Here is a 20,250-nt window from a genome sequence, read left to right on the forward strand (position 1 = left end):
CTCCAACGCTCCATCGTCAAGCACCGGGCCGCGATCCTTGCATCGATCGAGCACGGCCTCTCCAACGGCCGCATCGAATCCATGAACACCAAGATCCGACTACTCACCCGAATCGCCTTCGGCTTCAAATCACCCGACGCCCTCATCGCCCTCGCCATGCTCAGCCTCGGCGGCCACAAACCCGCACTCCCCGGCCGGGTTTAACCCACAGAAGCAGCAGGAGAGCCGAGATTTTGCCCATAAACCCTGTTTTCGGCCTCAAACCGACTCTTTTCGGCAAAATCTCCGTCGAATTGGTTCATACCGGGGCTACCGGGTGACTGCGGCGCGCAGGGGCGCGTTCGCGAAAGCGCGCATGCCCTCCTCGAATGAAATGCTGGGTGCCCAGTCCAGTTCGCGGCGGAGTCGCCCCGAGGAGGCAGTGATGTGGCGCACATCGCCGAGCCGGAATTGCCCGGTGACGACGGGGGTCGGTCCGTCGGTGGCCACGCTGAGGGCCGCGGCCATCTCGCCGATGGTGTGCACGACGCCGCTGCCCACGTTGAAGGGGCGGAAAGTGGACGGCTCGATGCCGGCGGTCCAGTCGAGCGCGGCGAGGTTGGCCGAGGCGACGTCGGCGACGTGCACGAAGTCGCGACGCTGGCCGCCGTCTTCGTAGACCCGTGGGGCCTCGCCGCGTTCCAGCGCCGAGCGGAACAACGAAGCGACACCCGCGTAGGGCGTGTTCTGCGGCATCCCCGGCCCGTAGACGTTGTGGTAACGGAGCGCCGCGGCCCGGCCTCCGGTGGCGCGCGCCCACGCCGACGCGAGGTATTCCTGTCCCAGCTTGGTGCTCGCGTAGACGTTGCGCGGGTCGAGCGGGTCGTCCTCGGAGATGAGCAGTGGCTCGAGGGCCTCACCGGTGGCCTCATCGACGGGGTCGAACACGCCTCGCAGCAGATCGGCCTCGCGGCGCGGTCCCGGACGCGTGAAACCCTCCGGGCCGCGGTAGCTTCCCTCCCCGTAGACCACCATCGAGGAGGCCAGCACGAACCGGTTGATCCCGGCCTCGGTCATCGCTGCGAGCAGAACGGCCGTGCCGACCTCGTTGCTGTGCACATAGTCGGGGGCGTCGGCGAAGTCCACGCCGAGGCCGACCTTCGCGGCCTGGTGACAGACGGCATCCGTGTCGCGGAGAGCGAGCGCGACGACGGATGCGTCGGTCACGTCGCCGACGATCACGTCAACACCGTTCGGCAGCACCGGGAGTCCACCGTGCACGTCACTGCGGAGGGAATCGAGCACCCGTACCTGCCAGCCGCGGGCGAGCGCGTCCCGGACGATCGCGCCGCCGATGAAACCGGCCCCACCCGTGACGAGCAGGCGCCGGGTCACGCGTCGGCTCCGGCCGGCGCGGCAGGGGCAGGTGCAGGACGACGATCGAGCACGACGCCGACCTGCTCGGGGGCGATCAGCTCGCGAGGGGAGAAATTCTCGGGCAGGGCACGCAGGATGCCGTCGATCGCGGCCAGGATCCGCGGCTGGGCGGCCCGGAGACGCGTGAAGACCAGGCTGGCGGAAACGGTATCCGGATCGGCCTCGACCTCGGCCTGAGGTGTGTCGGTCTGAGCGGTGTCGGTTTGAACGGTGGGCACCGGGGCCAGGCCTGCGTCGGCGTCGGTGACGAAGGAGAGATTGACCGTGCCCATGTTGAGTTCGGCGGCCAGGACGACCTCCGGGTACTGCGTCATGTTGACGGTGTGCGCGCCCGCGGCGCGGAACCAGAGCGATTCCGCCCGGGTGGAGAACCGCGGGCCCTGAATCACGACGCAGGTGCCGGTGGGTGCGAAGTTCTCCTCCAGCGTCGCGAGCGCGCCGATCGCGAGGCGGCGCAACTCCGGATCGAACGGGTCGGCCGCGGCCAGGTGCGCGACCGTGCCCTGGTCGTAGAAGGTGTCGGCACGGCCCGAGGTGCGGTCGATGAACTGGTCGGTCACCACCAGCATCCCCGGCGGGTATGCGGGGCTGACGCCGCCGACGGCCGACGAGGAGATGATGGCCTTCACGCCCAGCGACGCGAGCGCCCAGATGTTGGCCCGATAGTTGATCAGGTGCGGCGCCACCGAATGGTCGCCGCCGTGCCGGGCCAGGAAGGCGACCCGCCGGCCGGCCCGCAATCCGATGGAGATCGACGCCGAGGGAGGGCCATAGGGCGTGATGATGTCGACGGATGTCTCGGTGCCGGCGTCGAAGAGCCGGTACAGTCCGGACCCGCCGATGACGGCGACGCCCACGTCGGCGGTGCTGGTGGTGGTGCTAGTGGTGGTGCTGGTGGTCTCGATCACGGGATCTCCAGAGGTTGGAAGACGGTTAGCGGGGGTAGACCCGGATCGGGGCCGCCAGCGGCCCGGCCTGGCTCAGCGGGAATGCCGCGAGCAGCCCGTCGCCCGCGTAGGCCACCGAAGCCACGGTCGAGGTGCCGCCGGACACGAGGTAGCGCTGCGACTGCTCCAACGGCATCGTGGCCGAGCCGCCGGCCGGCACCGCCACTGTGCTGGATGTGCCATTGTCGGGGGTGGCCGTGTAGGTGGCGTCGACGGTGCCCATGTTGACCAGGTTGAGTTGCGGGGACGGGCCGTCGGCGGCGGCCACCAGGAACTCGTCGGCGAGGACGTCGGACGACGCGAACCAGGCGAAGTCGCGGCCTGCGGAACCCGCCGCGGAACTCTGCGCCGCGGCCACGATCGGCTCGCTGGCGGTCAGTTCCAGCGAGTAGGTACCGGGCACGAGCCCGGTCAGGGGCACCTCGGTGGCAACCCCCGGCTGGATGTCGACCTGGACCGAGGCCCCGGCCGCCTGGCCGGTCGCACCGGTCACACCGACCTGGACCGTCGCCGCCACCGTTCCGGGAACAAGCACCCGCACCGAGGTGACGTCGTCACTAAGGCCGCCGACCTCGTCGGGGGCATCCGATCCGGCCGCGTTGGAGACGATCACGCCGGCGATCGCCAGGGCTTCGGCGGGGCCGTTTGAGGGACCGAGGAGGTCGACGCCGCCGGGTTCCAGCCCGCGCACGATGCTCTGCTGCAGCGTGGCCGCCACCTGGCCGCCCTTGGATTGCACGTGCAGCACGGGTGAGCGGAGGTTGGGGGCTAGTCCGGCGAGGGAAACGACCCGCTGGGTGCCCGGCTGCACGAGGATTCCGGTGGAGCCGGGGGCATCCACCTGACCGGTCTCGCCGAACACGGCCAGGTCGACGGTGGCCACGACCGTGGTGGGGTTGCTGAGCAGCACGAGGCTGGTGCGGCCGATGTCGGTGGAACCGCCGACGAGCCAGCTATCACCGGCCGCCTCCCCGCAGCCCGCGACGGCCAGGCCACCGAGCGATTCGCCGCCCGCGATCTGGGACTGGCTGCCCGTGACCAGCGGTGCCGCCCCCGACCCGGGCGGGGTCGGAACGCGCAGCAACTGCGGTGCGCCGAACGATTCGGGGTTCGCGTTGTCCGGGGCCGCGATGGCTGTAACCTCCGGTTCGATCCACCCCGGCTCGCCCGACGCCGCATGGGCGCCGAAAACGGCTGCAGCGCTTCCGACGGAACTGGCTGCCTGTGCCTGGCTGGAATCCTCGGCCAGCACGAGGAGCGGCCCCGGGCAGACTCGTTGCTGCTCGCTCGGAGTCGGCGACACGATGATGGACGACGGCCCCTTCTCAAACATGGGCCAGGTGACGAGGGTTGCCGCGCCGACGGATGCGACGACGACGCCGAGACCGACCAATCCGGCCACCGCCCGCGCCCCGAGCAGGGCGATTCCGCGTTTACTGGGCATGGTCGTGCTCCTCCGAACGGGCGCCGATTTCCGTGTCAGGTCCGGAATCGGGTCCGGTACCGGAACCGACGTCCGGTGACGTTCCAGGGACGGCTTCAGTCGACGTGACCGGTGCGACTGTGTCGAAGGCTCCCGCCGCCGCGGGCGTGACGGCGCGCTCGGTGGAGGGCCGGAAGCCGGGCGCGGGCTTCCTACGGGCCGCCGCCTTGGCGATACGTTTGTTCTCCCTGGTGCGGGCCTTCGCCGTGTTGCGGATGGCGTCCCGGCTGGCCTGACGCACCGCCTCCGGCCCCGCACCAGTGGGGATCGACAGGAGCACGGTGGCCCCGACCACAAGCACTGCGATGACGAGGAACACCAGACCGAGGGTGCCGCCGGCGTTGGCCGGGATGGCGCCGTTGGCCGCGGTGGGGACCGGGGCATCCGTCACCTCGTACTGCCAGAGCCGGCCGAAGACCGTGTCTCCCACCGGCGCCAGGGCGGCGTTGCCGTCGAGGGCGGTCGTGGTGCGGCCGGCGGTCTCTTCTGCCGCGGGGGTGACCGGCGCCGTGTTTCCGGGACCGGCCGGTGCGACGGCGGCCGGTCGAAGCAGCACGAAACGGATGCCGAAGTCGGCCAGGCCGGCCGCGGCGTCGAGCCCGCTGCGCGAGGCGAGGTTTCCGGCCAAAGTGGCCAGCTCCTCCTCCCGCGGGCTGAGGGTCACGTCGGTGCTGCTGAGGGTGGACTGGGTGTTCAGGGTGGCGCCGGGACCGCGCACGATGGTCGCGAGGATGCCCCCGTCGGGTTGCGGCACGATCTGCAGGGTGCCGACCCGGGCATCCGTCTGCGCCTCGGCGCTGACGAACGCGGGCTGGGTGCGGTCGATGCCCTCGGCCACGACACTGGTGCCGAGGGGCAGGGCTGCGACCAGCGGCGCCACCACGATCACGAGCAGGGCGACCACGGTGACCGCCGGGGCGATGGCGAAGCGGCGCAGGCCGCGCAGGGCGAAGACGACCGCGCCGACCAGTCCGAGCCAGTACAGGCTGAGCCCGGCGCCGGCCCAGATGCCGACCGGCTGGCCGCCCACCGAGGAAAGGGAGAGCTGGCTGGCGGCGATGGCCGTGCCCGCACCGAGCAGGGCGGTCAGCAGCGCGAAGCTCGCGCCGCGGGCCCCAGGCAGGAAGAGGGCAAGGGCGCCGAGTACGGCCAGCGGGATCAGGAGCACCGGCACGAGCACGGACGCGTCGACACCGGGCAGCACGAGCGTCTCGAGCAGCGGGGTCCACCCGCCGAGCTCACCGGACGGGAAGCCGAGCAACAGCTGCCACACCGAGACGTCGGGGGCGGGCAGAGGCAGGCCCGGGTCCGCCAGCAGGGCCAGCCAGTTGCCGCGCAGTCCCTGATTCCAGATCAGAGGTGCCGCGAGGGCGAGCGCCGCCAGAGGGATGCCGATGAACCGCATACCGCTGCGCCCACTGAGCAGCATGGCGATCAGCCAGACCACCAGGAGCGCGGGCGCGAGCGACGGCGCCGCAGCCACGATGGCGGCGAACAGCAGGGCCGCGGAGCCGGACGCCGACCACGAGCGGGCGGCCATGAACCCGGCGAAGAACAGCCACGGCAGCAGCAGGTGCACGAGGATCGCAGCCGGACGCCCGGCAGCGAGGGCGCTGAGGAAGGTGGGCGACAGCATCCAGAGCACGGCGGCGATGGCGCGAATGGACGCGCGCTCGGAGAGGCGGGTCGCGGCAAGCCAGGCGCCGAGGGCGGCCAGCGGCAGGGCGAGGAAGTGGAGCAGGACGAGCGAGAAGGACGGCGCCCAGAAGGTGAGCGAGCCCAGCACCGCCAGCACCGTGGCGAATGGGTCGGCGCCGCCGACAAAGCCCAGGCCGATGTCGCGCCAGCCGTAGCCGATGCTCCCCCAGAGTTCGGCGGGGGTGTCCGACAGTGGCAGCAGCGCGCCGCCGGTGAGGGTGCGGGCGCCGATCAGAGGGCCCAGGACGATGAGGCCGGCCACCAGGGCGGCCAACACGGTCCACGCGCCGCCACCGGAGATGAAGCGGATTTCGGGCACCTCGCCGTTCACGCTGGTGAGGCTGGCCTCACGGCGGAGCGCCTGGCGGCGGCGCACCTCGACGGTGGGCACGCGCAGCGAGGCGATCGACGCCCAGCCCAGGGTGCGGGTGGCACCGAAGCGGCGCCGGGCAGCACTCACCCGCAGACCGCTGAAAGCCGCGGCGAACGCGGCGGAGTACTCACCCAGAATCGCCCCGGGTTCCTTCTGCAGCAACTGCCCGAACGAGCGCAGCACCGCGAGGGGAACCAGGGCCAGCCAGTGCAGAGGGATCATCCAGCGCGGGGAGTAGACAAGCCGGCGATGCAGCTGCGCGGCGCGCATGGCACGGAGGCGCTTGCGGCGCGCGCGGCCGCGGGAGGAGCCGCTGGTGCCGGCAACGCCGTCTCCGGCTGAGGCCACCTGAGCCGCGGCGACGCCGGAGACGCGGTAACCGGCCATCCGCACGCGCACACAGAAATCGAGGGAGTCGTCCGCGGACGGCAGGGCCGGGTCGAAGCCGCCGAGCTGCTGCCAGACGAGGTGGCGCACCAGCATGCCGCCGGCGCTCACAGCGAGCACGTCGCCCATTCCATCGTGCTGGCCCTGGTCGAGTTCGCTCTCCACCAGGGTGACGGTCGCACCGCCGGGCGTCAAGGACTGCCCGAATTCGTGGATGTAGTCGCCGGCGTCCCAGTCCATGACCTTGGGACCGGCCACGGCAACGGATGGCGCAATCTCCAGTTCGCCGAGCAGGGCCGTCAGGGCGTCGGGTTCCGGCGCACTGTCCTGGGCGAGGAGCCACAGCATTTCGCTATCGGACTCGGCGGGCGCGATGACCCTCTCGGCCGTGACGATGGCCTCGCCGAAGCTGAGTCCGGCATCCGCTGAGATGAAGTGAGTCGGTGCGTAGGCAGCCAGAAGCGCGGCCGTAGTGTCGGTCGATCCGCAGTCGACCGTGATCACGACGTCGGGTTGACGTGTCTGGCGACTCAGCGCCTCGAGAGTGCGGTCGAGGTGCTTGGCGCCGTTACGGGCAACGAGGATGGCGGTGACTCTGGCATGCATATGGAGAACAGCCTAGATTGGTTCGGGCCCGATGAGGAGCAATGGGAGGGGCGAGCCTGAAAAACACTGCTTCGCCTCCGGTGCCGCAGCCGGCGTCGGGTCCGGATTCGCATGCCGTGGGTCGTTTTAAGGCCCGTCTGAGGCCTAGCTGGCCCGCTTGCGCAGTTTGCGCCGTTCCCGCTCGGACAGGCCGCCCCAGATTCCGAACCGCTCGTCGTTGGCGAGCGCGTACTGCAGGCACTGGGTTTTCACCTCGCACGAGGAGCAGATCTTCTTGGCATCGCGGGTCGACCCTCCCTTTTCGGGGAAGAACGCCTCCGGATCGGTCTGCGCGCAGAGCGAGTCCGATTGCCACGACAGAAGATCGCCGTCGCCCGCTTCCTTGCGAACCCCGGGAACACCCAGACGAACCGGGTCAATGAACCAGTCCTCCGGTACCCCGGCACGAGACTCTGATAGCGCCATATCGTCATCCACCCCACTGCAAAATGTGCCCAAAATTACGCGTCAGCCCTAATTACAGCCGTGTAATTCCTTGCCGTCAAGTCGCTGATACTAAACCGTCAATATTTGTTGGAGGGTTTCGACTCGCCCAAGAGCGAAAATCGGTGAGATTTGATTGGTCACAACGCTGAGACGGATGCCGTCTGCCGCGATTCCCAGGCGCTTTGCACCATCTCCTCCAGGCTGTGGCGCATGGCCCAGTCCAGATCGCGGGCCGCGAGTTCGCCGGAGGCGACGATCCGGTCGGGGTCGCCCGCGCGGCGCGGACCGATCACGGGCGCGAAGTCGATGCCGGTGACGGCCGCCACAGTGGACATGATCTGCCCCACCGACACTCCGTCGCCGCTGCCGAGGTTGTAGACGGGCAGCACCGGCTCGCCGGCGTCCAGGTGCCGGGCCGCGGCCACGTGCGAGAGGGCCAGGTCTGCCACGTGGATGTAGTCCCGCACGCACGTTCCGTCGGCGGTGGCGTAGTCGTCGCCGTTGATGCTCGGGATGCGGCCCTCCATCAGCGCGTCGAAGACGAGGGGGAAGAGGTTGTGCGGGCTGGTGTCGCGCAGGTCGAGCGCTCCGGACCCGACCACGTTGAAGTAGCGCAGCGCCGTGTAGCGCAGTCCGGCGGCGACGGCCTGGTCGCGCAGCAACCATTCGCCGATCAGTTTGGACTCACCGTAGGGAGATTCGGGGTTCTTCGGGGTTTCCTCGGTGACCAGGTCGGTGTGCGGGGTGCCGTAGACGGCCGCGCTCGAGGAGAACACCATCCGTTTGACCTCGCACTCCTGCATGACCGCCAGCAGGGTGGCCATGGCCGTGACGTTCTGCTCGTAGGTGTGCAGCGGGCGCTGCACCGAGACCCCGGCGTACTTGTAACCCGCGACGTGCACGACGCCGGTCACGGTGTGCTCGGCGAAGGTGCGCATCAGCAGCTCGCGGTCGAGGAGGGTGCCGCGCACAAACGGCACGTCGGCAGGCACGAATTCAGCGTGCCCGCTGGAGAGGTCGTCGATGACGACCACCTCGATGCCCTCTTTCAGGAAAGCACGAACGATGTGGGAACCGATGTATCCGGCACCTCCGGTGACAAGCCACGCCATCTGAACCTCGCAAGATCTGACGGCAATCAAGCACTGCCGCTCTGCAAGCCTAGCCTCGGTGGCGGGGCTGTCGCTGGTCGATCAGCGCGGCAGGTCGTCGGGGCGGGTCGCCCGGACGCCCGGCGCAGCCTGCCGCTGCCCGGCGCGAGTTCCCGGAGGGTGGCGGACGCGGGGGCGGGCAGGGTCGGGCAACGGATGGGGCCGTGATCGCGACGCGCGCGGGTGCGCCAGGCGGCTCGACCGCGAGCTGATCGGGTGCTCGCCGCGGCGCAGGGGCGACACCTGATGCGGGGGCCGGGAACCGACCCGGGCCCTAGCCGAGACGGTGGCGCGCCCGCAGCATCCGCTCGTGGAACGGCGGAAACGCTGCCGACGGCTCGCGCTGGTAGTCGTACTCCAGCGCCGTGACCATCGCCCGCACACACAACCCCCACTGTTTGCGAAGGAGCGTGTAGCTGAACCTCAGGGTGCGCCCGTTCTGGCTTGCAACCAGCAGATCGCGTTCCCGGTCGACCTCGAAGGCGATCGGATCGTCATGCCAGTCCTTCCCCTCGATCTCGACGAAGGTCGACGGCCCGATCTGGCCATCGAGATGCCCGACCCCGCTGACGAACGGTTGCGGAACGAAGGGGATGCCCGCGGCCAGGGCCTTGAGTCGGAATTCCGTTTCCCCACCCGCGGCGGCGCGTCCGTCGACCTCGTCACGCCAGGACTGAACCCGCAGCGGCGCGCGGGCGAAGATCCAGCCCAGGTCGTCGCGGATAATCCCGACGCCGTTTTCCTGGGCGCTGTGCAACGCGGCATCCAGACACACGATTGCGGTGACCCGGTCGTGGTTGTGCAGAATGCGCACCAGGGCCTCGTGCACGCTGGTACGCCACACGCAGTCGCCCCGTCCGTCGATCGCGTCGTCGCTCCACGTCACGCGACACCGCACACCGTCGAGCACATCCAGCCGTGCGCGCATGTCCGTCGGGCGCCGCAACCCGCGCGCGGCGCTGGGGACGCTGACGTGGAGCCTGCCGGTGGTCGGGGTCCAGATCCCGTAGGACTTCAGGCAGCTCAATCCGGCCAGCCGGCCTCCGATCCGGAACGCCTCGACGGCCGACGGCGGCGCCGACGGAACCGAGTACCAGCCCTTGCGCACCCGCACGACCGTTCCCCGGTTGACCTCGCCGCGGAGGTGCCCATCGCTCCAGCCTCGGGCGCGGAGTGCGGCGCGTTTGACGAAGAGTCCGTGGTCGAGGATGTCCCTGGTGAGTGAGCGCATGGCCCGCAGCCTCGCAGCGGAGTCGAACCCGCGCCGCGGCATCCGTCACCTTGGGGATAACACGCCGCCCCCACCGGGTCGGGGGGCACCGTTTCCCGCCCGGACGCTACCGATCAGACCGCCCCAGCACCCCCGCGCTGCTGCGCGGAAGGGCGACCGCGAACGAATTCGACGGAGATTTTGCTCCGAACAGCGCACAAACCGGCAAATAGCGGGTTCGAGCGCAAAATCTCCGTCGAATTGGTGGGGAGCCAGGGCTAGGGGGTCGTGGCCAGGAAGACCTCGCCGACGCCGGCGAACGTGAGCGTGCCTTCGTCGGGCGTGATGTAGACGGACTCGCCGCGCTTGAGGGCGACGGATGCCCCCGCACCGGCCACCAGGAATCCCCCGGCCGTGCAGATGGCGATCGCGGGCCCCGTCAGCGTGAACTGCCGCATCGGCACTCCCGCGCGAGAAGCCGCAGCCGCACGAGCACCAGCACCCGCATCCCCGGGAGAAGCCGCAGCCGCAGGCGCGCCCGCACCCCCGGCTTCCGCCGCGATGTGCACGAGCACGAAGTCGTCCACGTCGGGTCGGTACTCCGAGACGCCCGGAGACGACAGCACGGGCGGAAGGTACGGCACGGGCAGCGGCGTGAATTCGAGCACCTCGAGCAGTTCGTCGACGTCGATGTGCTTGGGGCTCAGCCCGCCGCGCAGCACGTTGTCCGAGGCGGCCATCAGCTCCACACCGAGGCCGGACAGGTAGGCGTGGATGTTCCCGGCAGGCAGGTAGAGCACCTCGCCTCGGCGCAGCGACACCCGGTTCGTCAGCAGCGAGATCACGATGCCGGGATCCCCCGGGTAGGCACGGGCCAGGTCCCGCACGGTGGCGAGTTCGAGCGGGTAGTCGAGGATCGCGCCGCTCTCGGCCAGGTCGGCCGCGCTGACGGCGAGGGCAACCACCCGCTCGACCAGCCAGGCCACCTCGCCGGAATCGCCGCCGCGGCCGTCGCGCAACAACCAGTCGACGCAGTCGCGCAGTGCGTCGTCGCCGAGCAGGTGCCGCTCGAGCGCATCGAGCGCGCCGGGCTGCGGGTCGTCCGAGGCCACGTCGAGGGCGCGCAGCTCGCCCAGGATGCCGCGGATCTCGACCGGCTCGCGGAACCCACAGAGGGCCTCGAAGGTGTCGCTCAGGGCGAAAATCACCTCGGGCTTATGGAACGGGTCGCGGTAGTTGCGGTCCGCCGCATCCTGCGGAATACCGGCCGCGTTCTCCAGGCCGAAGCCGATCCGTGCCCGCTCCGCGGTCGGGTGCGCCTGCAGCGAGAGCGGTCCCGCGGCGGCGAGGATCTTCAGGAGATACGGCAACCGCGGAGCAGCGGGCGCGGCGAGCGCGGCGCCGAGGGCCTCCTCCGGGGCTGCGTGGATCCAGTCCAGGAGGGTGTGGTGGCCGCCGACCTGCTCGGGGTCGGTGATGACGCTCGGCGATCCCGGGTGTGCGCCCAGCCAGAGTTCGGCCTCAGCTGTGCCCGACGGATCGTAGCCGAGCAGACCCGCGATGGCGGTGGTCGAACCCCAGGCATAGTGCCGCGGCGTATTGGTGATGCCCACAAACATGGCGCTCTCCTGCACTCTTAGGTTTAGACCAAACTACCAACCGCTTGCGGCGTGCCGGTTCCGCGACCGTAGGCTGCGAACATCCGCCGACCGCCGCACGCCGGCCGTCGCCACCTTTGCAATGGAGCACCTGATGACCTTCGAGCTACTTCCCAGCGACTTCTACGGCTACGAGAATCTGCTGACCGATCAGGAGAAGACCGCGCTCGCCAATCTGCGCGCCTACCTCGAGTCCGACGTTCGGCCCATCGTGAACGGATGCTGGGAGCGCGCCGAGTTCCCGGCCGAGGTCATCCGGCCGCTGGCGGCGCTCGGGGCCTACTCCTTCGGCTGGCCTGAGACCCGGCCCTTCCAGAACTCCGCGGTGTTCCGCGGCTTCGTGGCCCTGGAGACGGCGCGCGTGGACGCATCCGTCGCCACGTTCGTCGGCGTGCAGAACGGCCTCGCCTGCGGAACCGTCTCGGCGACCGGCTCGCCGGAGCAACGCGACGAGTGGCTGCCGCGCCTGGCGAGCGGGGAGCTCGTGGGGGCATTCGGGCTGACCGAGCCGCTCTCCGGCTCGGACGCGGCGCAGGGACTGCGCACGACGGCCACCCGCACCGGCGACACTTGGCTTCTGAACGGCGCCAAGCGCTGGATCGGCAACGCCACCTTTTCCGACATCACCATCATCTGGGCGAAAGACACCGCCGACGGCATGGTCAAGGGCTTCATCGTGACCACCGACACCCCCGGCTACAGCGCCACCCGCATCGAGGGCAAGATCAGCCTGCGCTCGGTGCAGAACGCCGACATCGTGCTCGAGAACGTGGTCGTGCCCGAAAAGAACCGGCTGCAGAACGCGAACTCGTTCAAGGACACCGCCAAGGTTCTGCGCCTGACCCGAGCCGAGGTGGCCTGGGCGGCCGTGGGAACGTCGATCGGCGCCTACGAGGCGGCCGTCGCGTACGCGAAGGAGCGCACGCAGTTCGGCAAGGAGATCGGCGGCCACCAGCTGGTGCAGGACCTGCTGGTGAAGTCGCTGGGCAACATCACCGCCAGCCTGGGCATGGTCGTGCGGGTCTCGCAGATGCTCGACGAGGGCAGCCAGCGCGACGAGCACGCCGCCCTGGCCAAGCTCTTCACGACTGCCCGGATGCGCGAAACGGTGGCCTGGTGCCGCGAACTATTCGGCGGCAACGGCATCGTGCTCTCGTACGATGTGGCGCGCTTCTTCTCCGACGCCGAGGCCGTCTACTCCTATGAGGGCACCCGGGAGATGAACACCCTGATCGTGGGGCGCAGCATCACCGGCCAGGCGGCCTTCGTCTAGGCGAGTCAGGGGCCGCGCCCGCCCTAGCCGCGAGCCCCGAGCCCCGAGTCCCGAACCCCGAGCCCCGAACCGCGAGCCCCGAGCCCCGAACGAATTCGACGGAGATTTTGGCCAAACNAGCCCCGAGCCCCGAACGAATTCGACGGAGATTTTGGCCAAACTAGTCCCCAGAACCCCGAAAAAGCGCTTTCACGGGAGAATCTCCGTCGAATTGGTTCAACGCCGAGCGGGCCCGACTCGCGTCGGGAGGCTACGCCAGCGTCAGGAAGAGCTTCTCCAGCTCCTCGACCGTGAGGGAGTTCTCCCCCTGCGGGTTGTCGAGGCACTCGCGCATCGCCGTGGAGACGATGACGAAACCGGCCTTGTCGAGGGCGCTGGACACGGCGGCGAGCTGAGTGACGACATCCTTGCAGCTGCCGCCGGCCTCGACGGCGGTGATGACCGCCGCGAGCTGGCCCTGGGCCCGGCGCAACCGGTTGAGGATCTTCTTCTGGTTCTGTTCCCCAGCGACGTCGGCAGCAGCGACGTCGGCAGCGGTAGCGGTGATTTCGGTCATGCCGGAATCCTTTCAGACTTGGCGGCGATGACGGGCATCAGGCCGAGAGCGGTTTCGCCGGCGATCCAGGTGCGGTAGCCGCCGTCGAGGTTCTGCACGTCCAGCCCGTTCTGGCTCAAAATGCGTGCGGCCGTGTGCCCGCGCTGGCCCACCTGGCAGTGCACGATCACAGGTGCGTCGGGCAGCTCGGCCAGGCGGTCCCGCAGTTCGTCCACCGGAACGTTGATCGCGCCGGGAATGTTCCCGGCGGCGAACTCCGCCGCCGAGCGCACATCCACGAGCACCGCGCCCGCGGCCCGGGCGGCGGCCAGCTCGTGCCACTGCAGCGCACGCGTCGTTCCCGCGGCAAGGTTGTCGGCGACATAGCCGAGCTGGTTGATCGGGTCCTTCGCCGACGCGTACTGCGGCGCGTAAGCCAGCTCGAGGCGGGTGAGAGCGGATGCCGTCAGTCCGCCGGTCATCGCCGTCGCCAAGATGTCGATGCGCTTGTCGACGCCGCTGCCGCCGACGATCTGGGCGCCGAGGATGGCATCCGTCGCCGGGTCGACCAGGAGCTTCATCGACATGCCCTCGGCGCCGGGGTAGTAGGTGGCGTGCGACGCCGGGTGGGTGTGCACGACCCGGTGCGCGCGGCCGCGCTGCACGAGACGCTTCTCGCTCCAGCCGACCATGGCCGCCGTCAGGCCGAAGATGCCGAGGATGGCGGTTCCGAGCACCGGGGAGGCCGACGCGGGCTCGCCGGCGATGCTGTCGGCGGCCGCCCGGCCGTGCCGGTTTGCGAGGCCGGCCATGGTGATCAGGATGCCGCTGTCGTCGACGGCGTCGATCTTCTCGACGCCGTCGCCGACCGCGTAGATCGACGGGTCGTTGGTCTGCTGACTGCCATCGACGGCGATACCGCCGCTCGCGCCGATCGTGATGCCCGCCCGGGCGGCGAGCGAGGTGTCGGGGAGCACGCCGACGGAGTCGATGACGAGGTCGGCCGGAACGACGGATCCGTCGCTGAGCTTGACTCCCGCGTCGGCGGCGGCGACGACGGTCGTGTTCAGGCGTACGTCAACGCCCCGCAAGAGCAGCTCGTCGAAGATCGGCGCGGCCATCTCGGCGTCGAAGGGCCCGAAGACCTGGGAGCCGAACTCGACCAGGGTCACGTGCACGCCGCGGCGAACGAGGTTTTCGACGGCCTCCAAGCCGATGAACCCGGCGCCGATGACGACGGCGGAGGCCTGACCCGTGACGCCGGCCAGCAGAGCGGTGATGTGGTCGACGTCGTCGACCGTGCGCAGGGTGCGAGTGGCGAGGCCGGCCGGGGTGATCCCGGTTCGGGCCGTCGCTCCGGCAGCCAGGATGAGGCGGTCGTACGTCTCGGTGATCTCGGCGCCGGTCTGCGTTTGGCGCACGGAGACCGTCTTCGCCTCCCGGTCGATCGCCGTGACCTCGTGGTCGACGCGCACGTCGAGGCGGAAGCGGGCCCCGAGGGATGCCGGGGTCTGGAGTAAAAGATTGCTGCGGTCCGTGATCACGCCGCCCACGTAATAGGGAAGTCCGCAGTTTGCGAACGAGACATAGTGGCCGCGTTCAAATACAATGATGTCTGCCGTCTCGTCCAGCCGACGCAACCGCGTCGCCGCCGACATTCCGCCCGCAACTCCACCAACAATGATCGTTTTCATTCGAACCTCCGGAATAAGTATACCCCAGGGGGTATAGAAAATGATCGGTGACCGCCCCGGCACGCTCTAGCCTTAGACACATGCCCGCCGTCCAGAGCCGATTCGTCGTTCGCACCTTCGCGACGCTCGTCTTTTTCTCCGTCCTGGCCGGCCAGTTCTGGCGCAGCCTGTTCGGCTGGTGGGGCTACGGCGCGATCGCGCTGGTCATCGTCGTGAGCAGCGTCGTCGCCCTCGTCAAATTGAACCCGGACTGGATGTGGTCGCGGTTCCCGAAATCGCTCATCGCCTTCCTCGGTCTGGCCACCCTGTCGCTGGCCTGGTCGTTCTACCTCGGCGCCTCCCTGATCGGAGTCACCCTGCAGTGGGCAACCACGCTGGCCGCACTGTTCCTCGCCCTGTGCCTGAGTTGGGCAGAGCTGCTGCGCACGCTCGCCGCCGCACTGCGCTGGATCCTCGCCCTGTCCCTCGCCTTCGAGCTCATCGTCGCCCTGTTCGTGCGGCAGGCCGTGCTCCCCTTCTGGGTCGACTACGGCACCCGCAACGTGCCGGAGTCGTACTACTGGACCCGCGGTATCCTGCTGCAGGGCGGGCCAATCGAGGGCATCGTCGCCAACCGCAATTTGCTCGGGTTCGTGGCACTGATCGCCGTGATCGTCTTCGCCGTTCAGCTCGCCGCCGGCACCGTGAGCCGCAACTGGGGTCTGGCGTGGCTGGGCCTCGGGGTGTTCGTGCTGCTGCTGACCCGGTCCGCGACCGTGACGCTTGCTGCTGCCGCCGTCGCCGCAGCGCTGCTTTTCGCCCTCTGGGCCCGCCGCCGGCTCCCCGAGGGGCGCCGGCCGGTGTACCTGGTGGCCGGGGCATCCGTGGTCGTCGGCGGTGTCGGCCTGGTGGCCCTCACGCCGCAGCTCCTCGCCCTGCTCGGCAAATCCGCCGACCTCACCGGCCGCCTCGACATCTGGCGCAGCGTGGCCGGGCTGGCCGCCGAGCGCCCGGTGTTCGGCTGGGGGTGGGTGAGCTACTGGGCCCCCTGGGTCGAACCCTTCGAGGGTCTCGCCGTGCGCCGCGGCGTCGTCTACCTTCAGGCGCACAACGCCTGGCTCGACGTCTGGCTTCAGCTGGGCGTCCTCGGGCTGATCATCTTCGCCGCCGCCGTTTTCTCCACGCTGTGGCGCTGCTGGTTCCTCGCGGTCGACCGGCCCAGGCGCGCCCTCGCCGACACGGAACCCTACGCGGCCTCCGCCCTGCTCCCGCTGCTGCTCCTGGTAGCCCTGATCGCCCAGAGCCTGGCCGAAAGCCGCATCCTGATCGAGTCCGGCTGGCTGCTGCTGGTCGTGCTCGCCGTGATCACGAAGCGACAGCAGGCAACCAATCAACGGATGCCTTAGGCGGTAGCGTGGGAACGTCATGACCTACCGCGCGTATCCCCCCGCCGTGCCGGACCAGTTCACACGGCTGTTCGCCTCCCCCAAGTTCGCCTCCTCGCTGGCGCTGGTCATCATCGGCTTCGCCTTTTCGACCACTGCCCTGCGCGCCGTGATCGGCCCGCCCGGCGTCGTCGGCATTCTCGTGGGCCTCGTCGTGCTGGCCGCGTTCTCGCTCACCGCCCGCTGGGCCGGCGTCGACTGGCACGGGCTCCTGCCGATCTCGATCATGGTCTTCGTGGGCTGGTGTGCCCTGTCGGTGCTGTGGTCCAGCTACCCGCTGCACACCCTCAGCGCCTCGCTCTACCAGCTCGCCTTCACCTTTTTGGCCATCTACATCGCCCTGGCCCGCGACACCATCCAGGTCGTGCGCGCCACCGGCGACGTGCTGCGGGTGCTGCTCGGAGTGTCCCTGGCTCTGGAGGTGCTCTCCGGCCTGCTGCTCGACACGCCCTTCGTCTTCCTCGGCATCCAGGGCAACATCGACTCTTTCGGGCCCGTGCAGGGCCTCTTCGGCTCCCGCAACGTGTTTGGGTTGGTCTCGCTGATCGCGGCGGTCACTTTCGCGGTCGAGCTGCGGTCCCGGTCGGTGCGGCGCGGGCTCGGCATCGGCTCCATCGCCCTGGCCGTGTTCGGCCTGCTACTCACCCGCTCCCCCGTCATCCTCGTGGTGGCCCTGTTCGTGGGCCTCGCCGCGCTGGCGCTGATCTGGCTGCGCGCCACGCCCGCCGCGAACCGGTGGCTGCTGCAGATCGGGCTGCTCGGCGGCACCGTCGTGGCCGGCATCATCGCGATTGCGGCCCGCGCGCGCATCACCGACCAGCTGAACGCGGGCAGCGAGTTCGAGGCCCGCACCACACTCTGGGGCGAAATCTGGCGTCTGGCCATGCTGAACCCGCTCGAGGGCTGGGGCTGGGCCGGTCTCTGGCCCATCGACGTCACGCCCTACGGCTGGCTCAGCTTCGTCACCGGGCGCCCGCAGGCCTCCGCGCTGAACGCGTTCCTCGACGTCTACTTCCAGGTCGGCCTGGTCGGCCTCCTGTCGTTCCTCGCGCTCGTGACGCTCGCCTTCTGGCGGTCGTGGTTGCTCGCCTCGGATAAGCGCTCGATGGTCTATGTCTGGTCGCCGCTGGTGCTGGTGACCCTGCTGGTCACCTCGGCGGCCGAAAGCACTGTTCTGGTCGACTTCGGCTGGCTGCTGCTGCTGATCTGCGCCGTGAAGGCCGCGCAGGGCAAGAGCTGGCGCAGCCTGTTGCAGCCCACCCCGCACCGGCACCCGGAGTAGAGGTCGCTGGGAGCCGACCCGAGCGAGGGCCGAGCGCGCACCGACAACGAAATCTAGGCCCGTCGGATGTCGACCGAGAGGATGCCGAGGAACATTCCCGACATCGCCGTCTGGAAGCCCAGCATCATGAACAGTGCCGCCGGCACCGCCAGGCGCATCGTGTCAACCGGGTCCTGAGGGCCGAAGCCCGATGCGCCCCACGTGGCCAGCTGAACGATCGCGACACCCAGGCCGGCCATGAAGAGAGTGAGCCCGACGACCGCTCCGCTTTCCAGGCTCGCTCGCTCGGCGAACCGCTCGAACGCCTGACTCCGCGGGAGATGGAACCCCTCGCGCCGGCCGTAGAGCTTGGTCAGCAGGGCGAACAACACCGCCTGGTACCCGACGACCGTCAGTGCGGCCAGATACACCTGGCTGGAGACGTCCAGCCCGACCCGGCCGATCTCCAGTGGCCCGAACACCAGGGCGACGGTAGCGAGCAGACCGACTGCGAACGCCACCGACCCCGGGATCAGGAACAGCCAGCGGGGGTTGAACAACAGCAGGAACCGCAGGTGACGCCATCCGTCGTGCCAGCTCCGCAGGTGCGGCGGACGGCTCCGGCCATCTCTGGACAGGGTGGTCGGTACTTCGCTGACGCGTAACCCGTCGAGGGTGGATTTCACGACGATTTCGCTGGCGAATTCCATGCCGGTGGTGATCAGGCCGAGGCCGAGGATCGATTCGCGGTTGAAGCCGCGCAGGCCGCAGTGGAAGTCGCGGATCTCGGAGCGGAACAGCATCCGCCCGATCGTCGACAGAACCGGGTTTCCGAGGTATTTGTGCAGGGGCGGCATGGCCCCGGGTTCGATCCCGCCGCGGAACCGGTTTCCCATCACGAGTTCATCGCCGGCCCGGAGCCTTGCCACAAAGGGATCCAGGGTGCTGAAGTCATAGCTGTCATCCGCGTCGCCCATGATGACATAGGTACCCCGTGCGCCGACGATCCCCCCCATCAGTGCGTTGCCGTATCCCTTCGCCGCAACGGGTACGACCCGGGCGCCGTGGTCGAGGGCAATCTGCTGGGATCCGTCGGTGCTGCCATTGTCGGCGATGACGACCTCGCCCACAATCCCCGCGCCGGAGAGGTAGGCCTGGGCCTTGTCGATGCAGATGGCAAGGGTCTCCGCCTCATTGAGGCAAGGCATGACGATCGAGAGTTCGATCGCGACGACTGCGGATTCGACAGCGGATTCGACAGCGGTGGAGTCGGTCATGATGTCCTTTTGCGAGGGAGAACTGTGGAGATGGTGTGAAACGGGTGAAGCGATTGCAGCCTAACGGAGCGTGACCGCCACCGACTGCGGCCACCGAGACCGGGACCGTCGGAACGAGGCCATAACCACGCAGCAGGTGGTCACCGAATATCCCGCGATCACGCCGGCCGCGGCGGCGCCCGACCCGCTCCAGGCGGGAGTGCCGACGAGCATGACGACCAGTCCTGTCACCAGCCCGGCGATGGAGGCGACCGTCGCCACCATGGTTCGACCCGTCGTGAGCAGGAAGGCGGTGGCAACGAGGCCGATCGAGAACGCGAACACGCCGATCAGGAGGAGCGCCATGATCGGCCCCGCGGCTCGGTAGCCGGCTCCGAAGACGATGCTCACGATGAGGGGGCTGGCCAGCGCGACGGCCCCGAACACGATCCCCAGACCGACGAACATCACCCCGAAGACGCCCAGATAGTTTTTCAGTGCTGCCGCCGGGTCGACAGCCGCCCATTCTGAGAACCGCGGAATCAGAACCTGGGTCACCGCCTGGCTCAGCATCGACGCCGGTGTGGCAAGCGCCATCGCCGCCGCGAACAGCCCGGCCTGGGCCGGGGATTCGACGATGAACACGTAGACCATCGCGAACTGGATCAAGCCGTTCGAGGCCAGGAGCCCGAGCGAGTTCCAGGAGATGAGCTTCCAGATGGTGGCCGGTGCGGTGACGGCCTCCTGGTTCAGGGCATCGTGCCCGCGATGCGCGCCGCGCAGGGAATGCAAGCCGAACAGGGCGTACCCGATGGCGAGCGGCCAGAGCAGGGCCCACGGCAGTTGCGCGGCCAGGACCACGATCAGTAGAACCATGGTCAGTGCGGAGGAGATGACATCCCACACGGCTGCCGAGGTGATTCGCCCCAGACCGACCTCGATGCCGCGCGCGAGAATGTAGCCGGAATACGCGACGATCAGGGCGGCGATCGCGGCCGCATCCGCCGGGTCCGCCCCCAGCGCGAAGATGCTGACCGGGATGCCGATCGCGAGAATGACCAGGCAGGAAATCCAGAAGGATCGCTGAATCAGGCGCAGGGCGTGCACCGGGGAGTATCCGAGCGCCCGGGCATGGGAAAGGAAATGGGAGGCCGCGTTGCCCGCCCCGGTCGGCCAGAGCAGGGAGAGGATGAGCGACAGCGCGATCCACGCTGACACCTCTGCCAGCTCGCTCGGCCCCATAAACCGACCGATGAGCACCGTGTACGCAAAACGGGACAGCCCCTGAGCCAGGACGCCTAATGTGGAGAGAGCCGCCTGGGACATGAGCGAAGATGGTTTCACTCGTGAATGCTATCCGGCCATCACGGTGATCCGCCCACTCCGGCCCTC

Annotated in this window: 16 protein-coding genes; 4 read left to right on the forward strand and 12 right to left on the reverse strand. The window is 69.1% G+C overall.

Annotation, left to right across the window (positions count from 1 at the left end; translation table 11 throughout):
* Positions 1 to 204 (forward strand): transposase (locus CXY79_RS06295; RefSeq protein WP_146068096.1); only part of this gene is annotated, 204 nt, incomplete at its 5' end.
* 105 nt (positions 205 to 309) lie between these two features.
* Here CXY79_RS06295 and CXY79_RS06300 read toward each other — a convergent pair.
* The 8 genes from CXY79_RS06300 to manA all read right to left on the reverse strand — a co-directional run bounded on the left by CXY79_RS06300 (position 310) and on the right by manA (position 11,376).
* Positions 310 to 1,374: an NAD(P)-dependent oxidoreductase gene (locus CXY79_RS06300; RefSeq protein WP_104100296.1), complete on the reverse strand. Its 1,065-nt coding sequence runs from the start codon at positions 1,372 to 1,374 to the stop codon at positions 310 to 312.
* Positions 1,371 to 2,324 (reverse strand): MTAP family purine nucleoside phosphorylase, encoded by a 954-nt coding sequence (locus CXY79_RS06305; protein WP_233191311.1) that lies wholly within the window; start codon positions 2,322 to 2,324, stop codon positions 1,371 to 1,373. Before CXY79_RS06305 ends, CXY79_RS06300 begins: the two co-directional genes overlap by 4 nt.
* Positions 2,325 to 2,349: 25 nt before the next feature.
* Entirely contained in the window at positions 2,350 to 3,807 is a 1,458-nt protein-coding gene (locus CXY79_RS06310) for a DUF5719 family protein (RefSeq protein WP_104100297.1), read from the reverse strand.
* Positions 3,797 to 6,910 (reverse strand): glycosyltransferase, encoded by a 3,114-nt coding sequence (locus CXY79_RS06315; protein WP_104100298.1) that lies wholly within the window; start codon positions 6,908 to 6,910, stop codon positions 3,797 to 3,799. The genes CXY79_RS06310 and CXY79_RS06315 overlap by 11 nt, the downstream gene beginning before the upstream one ends.
* Positions 6,911 to 7,054: 144 nt before the next feature.
* A complete protein-coding gene (locus CXY79_RS06320) occupies positions 7,055 to 7,375 on the reverse strand; it encodes a WhiB family transcriptional regulator (protein ID WP_104100299.1) in 321 nt (106 codons plus the stop codon).
* 158 nt (positions 7,376 to 7,533) lie between these two features.
* On the reverse strand, positions 7,534 to 8,508 hold the full coding sequence (galE, locus tag CXY79_RS06325) for a UDP-glucose 4-epimerase GalE (protein ID WP_104100300.1): 975 nt from the start codon (positions 8,506 to 8,508) through the stop codon (positions 7,534 to 7,536).
* 313 nt (positions 8,509 to 8,821) lie between these two features.
* Positions 8,822 to 9,778: a hypothetical protein gene (locus tag CXY79_RS06330; protein ID WP_134401200.1), complete on the reverse strand. Its 957-nt coding sequence runs from the start codon at positions 9,776 to 9,778 to the stop codon at positions 8,822 to 8,824.
* Between the two features lie 257 nt (positions 9,779 to 10,035).
* On the reverse strand, positions 10,036 to 11,376 hold the full coding sequence (gene manA, locus CXY79_RS06335) for a mannose-6-phosphate isomerase, class I (protein ID WP_104100302.1): 1,341 nt from the start codon (positions 11,374 to 11,376) through the stop codon (positions 10,036 to 10,038).
* A 133-nt stretch (positions 11,377 to 11,509) separates the two neighbouring features.
* Between manA and CXY79_RS06340 the strand changes: the two genes are divergently transcribed.
* Positions 11,510 to 12,688 carry an acyl-CoA dehydrogenase family protein gene (locus tag CXY79_RS06340; protein ID WP_104100303.1) on the forward strand — a complete coding sequence of 393 codons (1,179 nt, stop codon included), beginning with the start codon at positions 11,510 to 11,512 and terminating at the stop codon, positions 12,686 to 12,688.
* A gap of 250 nt (positions 12,689 to 12,938) precedes the next feature.
* On the opposite strand, the gene CXY79_RS06345 is transcribed toward CXY79_RS06340, so the two are convergent.
* Together CXY79_RS06345 and CXY79_RS06350 are read right to left on the reverse strand one after the other, a co-directional pair.
* Complete coding sequence (locus CXY79_RS06345) at positions 12,939 to 13,244, reverse strand: metal-sensitive transcriptional regulator (RefSeq protein WP_104100304.1); 306 nt, start codon at positions 13,242 to 13,244, stop codon at positions 12,939 to 12,941.
* Positions 13,241 to 14,917, reverse strand: coding sequence for an FAD-dependent oxidoreductase (locus CXY79_RS06350; RefSeq protein WP_104100305.1), 1,677 nt, complete (start codon positions 14,915 to 14,917; stop codon positions 13,241 to 13,243). Before CXY79_RS06350 ends, CXY79_RS06345 begins: the two co-directional genes overlap by 4 nt.
* Before the next feature lie 80 nt (positions 14,918 to 14,997).
* On the opposite strand from CXY79_RS06350, the gene CXY79_RS06355 reads away from it, so the two are divergent.
* Positions 14,998 to 16,302, forward strand: a complete 1,305-nt coding sequence (locus CXY79_RS06355; RefSeq protein WP_104100306.1) for an O-antigen ligase — start codon at positions 14,998 to 15,000, stop codon at positions 16,300 to 16,302.
* Between the two features lie 19 nt (positions 16,303 to 16,321).
* The gene (locus tag CXY79_RS06360; RefSeq protein WP_104100307.1) at positions 16,322 to 17,623 is read left to right on the forward strand and encodes an O-antigen ligase; all 1,302 of its coding nucleotides are present in this window, start codon (positions 16,322 to 16,324) and stop codon (positions 17,621 to 17,623) included.
* Positions 17,624 to 17,676: 53 nt separating this feature from the next.
* Here the strand turns inward: CXY79_RS06360 and CXY79_RS06365 are convergent, their stop codons facing one another.
* Together CXY79_RS06365 and CXY79_RS06370 are read right to left on the reverse strand one after the other, a co-directional pair.
* On the reverse strand, positions 17,677 to 18,879 hold the full coding sequence (locus tag CXY79_RS06365; RefSeq protein WP_199186730.1) for a glycosyltransferase family 2 protein: 1,203 nt from the start codon (positions 18,877 to 18,879) through the stop codon (positions 17,677 to 17,679).
* 60 nt (positions 18,880 to 18,939) lie between these two features.
* Complete coding sequence (locus CXY79_RS06370; protein WP_146068097.1) at positions 18,940 to 20,202, reverse strand: lipopolysaccharide biosynthesis protein; 1,263 nt, start codon at positions 20,200 to 20,202, stop codon at positions 18,940 to 18,942.
* Positions 20,203 to 20,250: the final 48 nt, after the last annotated feature.

This window comes from Cryobacterium sp. M96 (assembly GCF_002929845.1).
Classification (GTDB): domain Bacteria; phylum Actinomycetota; class Actinomycetes; order Actinomycetales; family Microbacteriaceae; genus Cryobacterium; species Cryobacterium sandaracinum.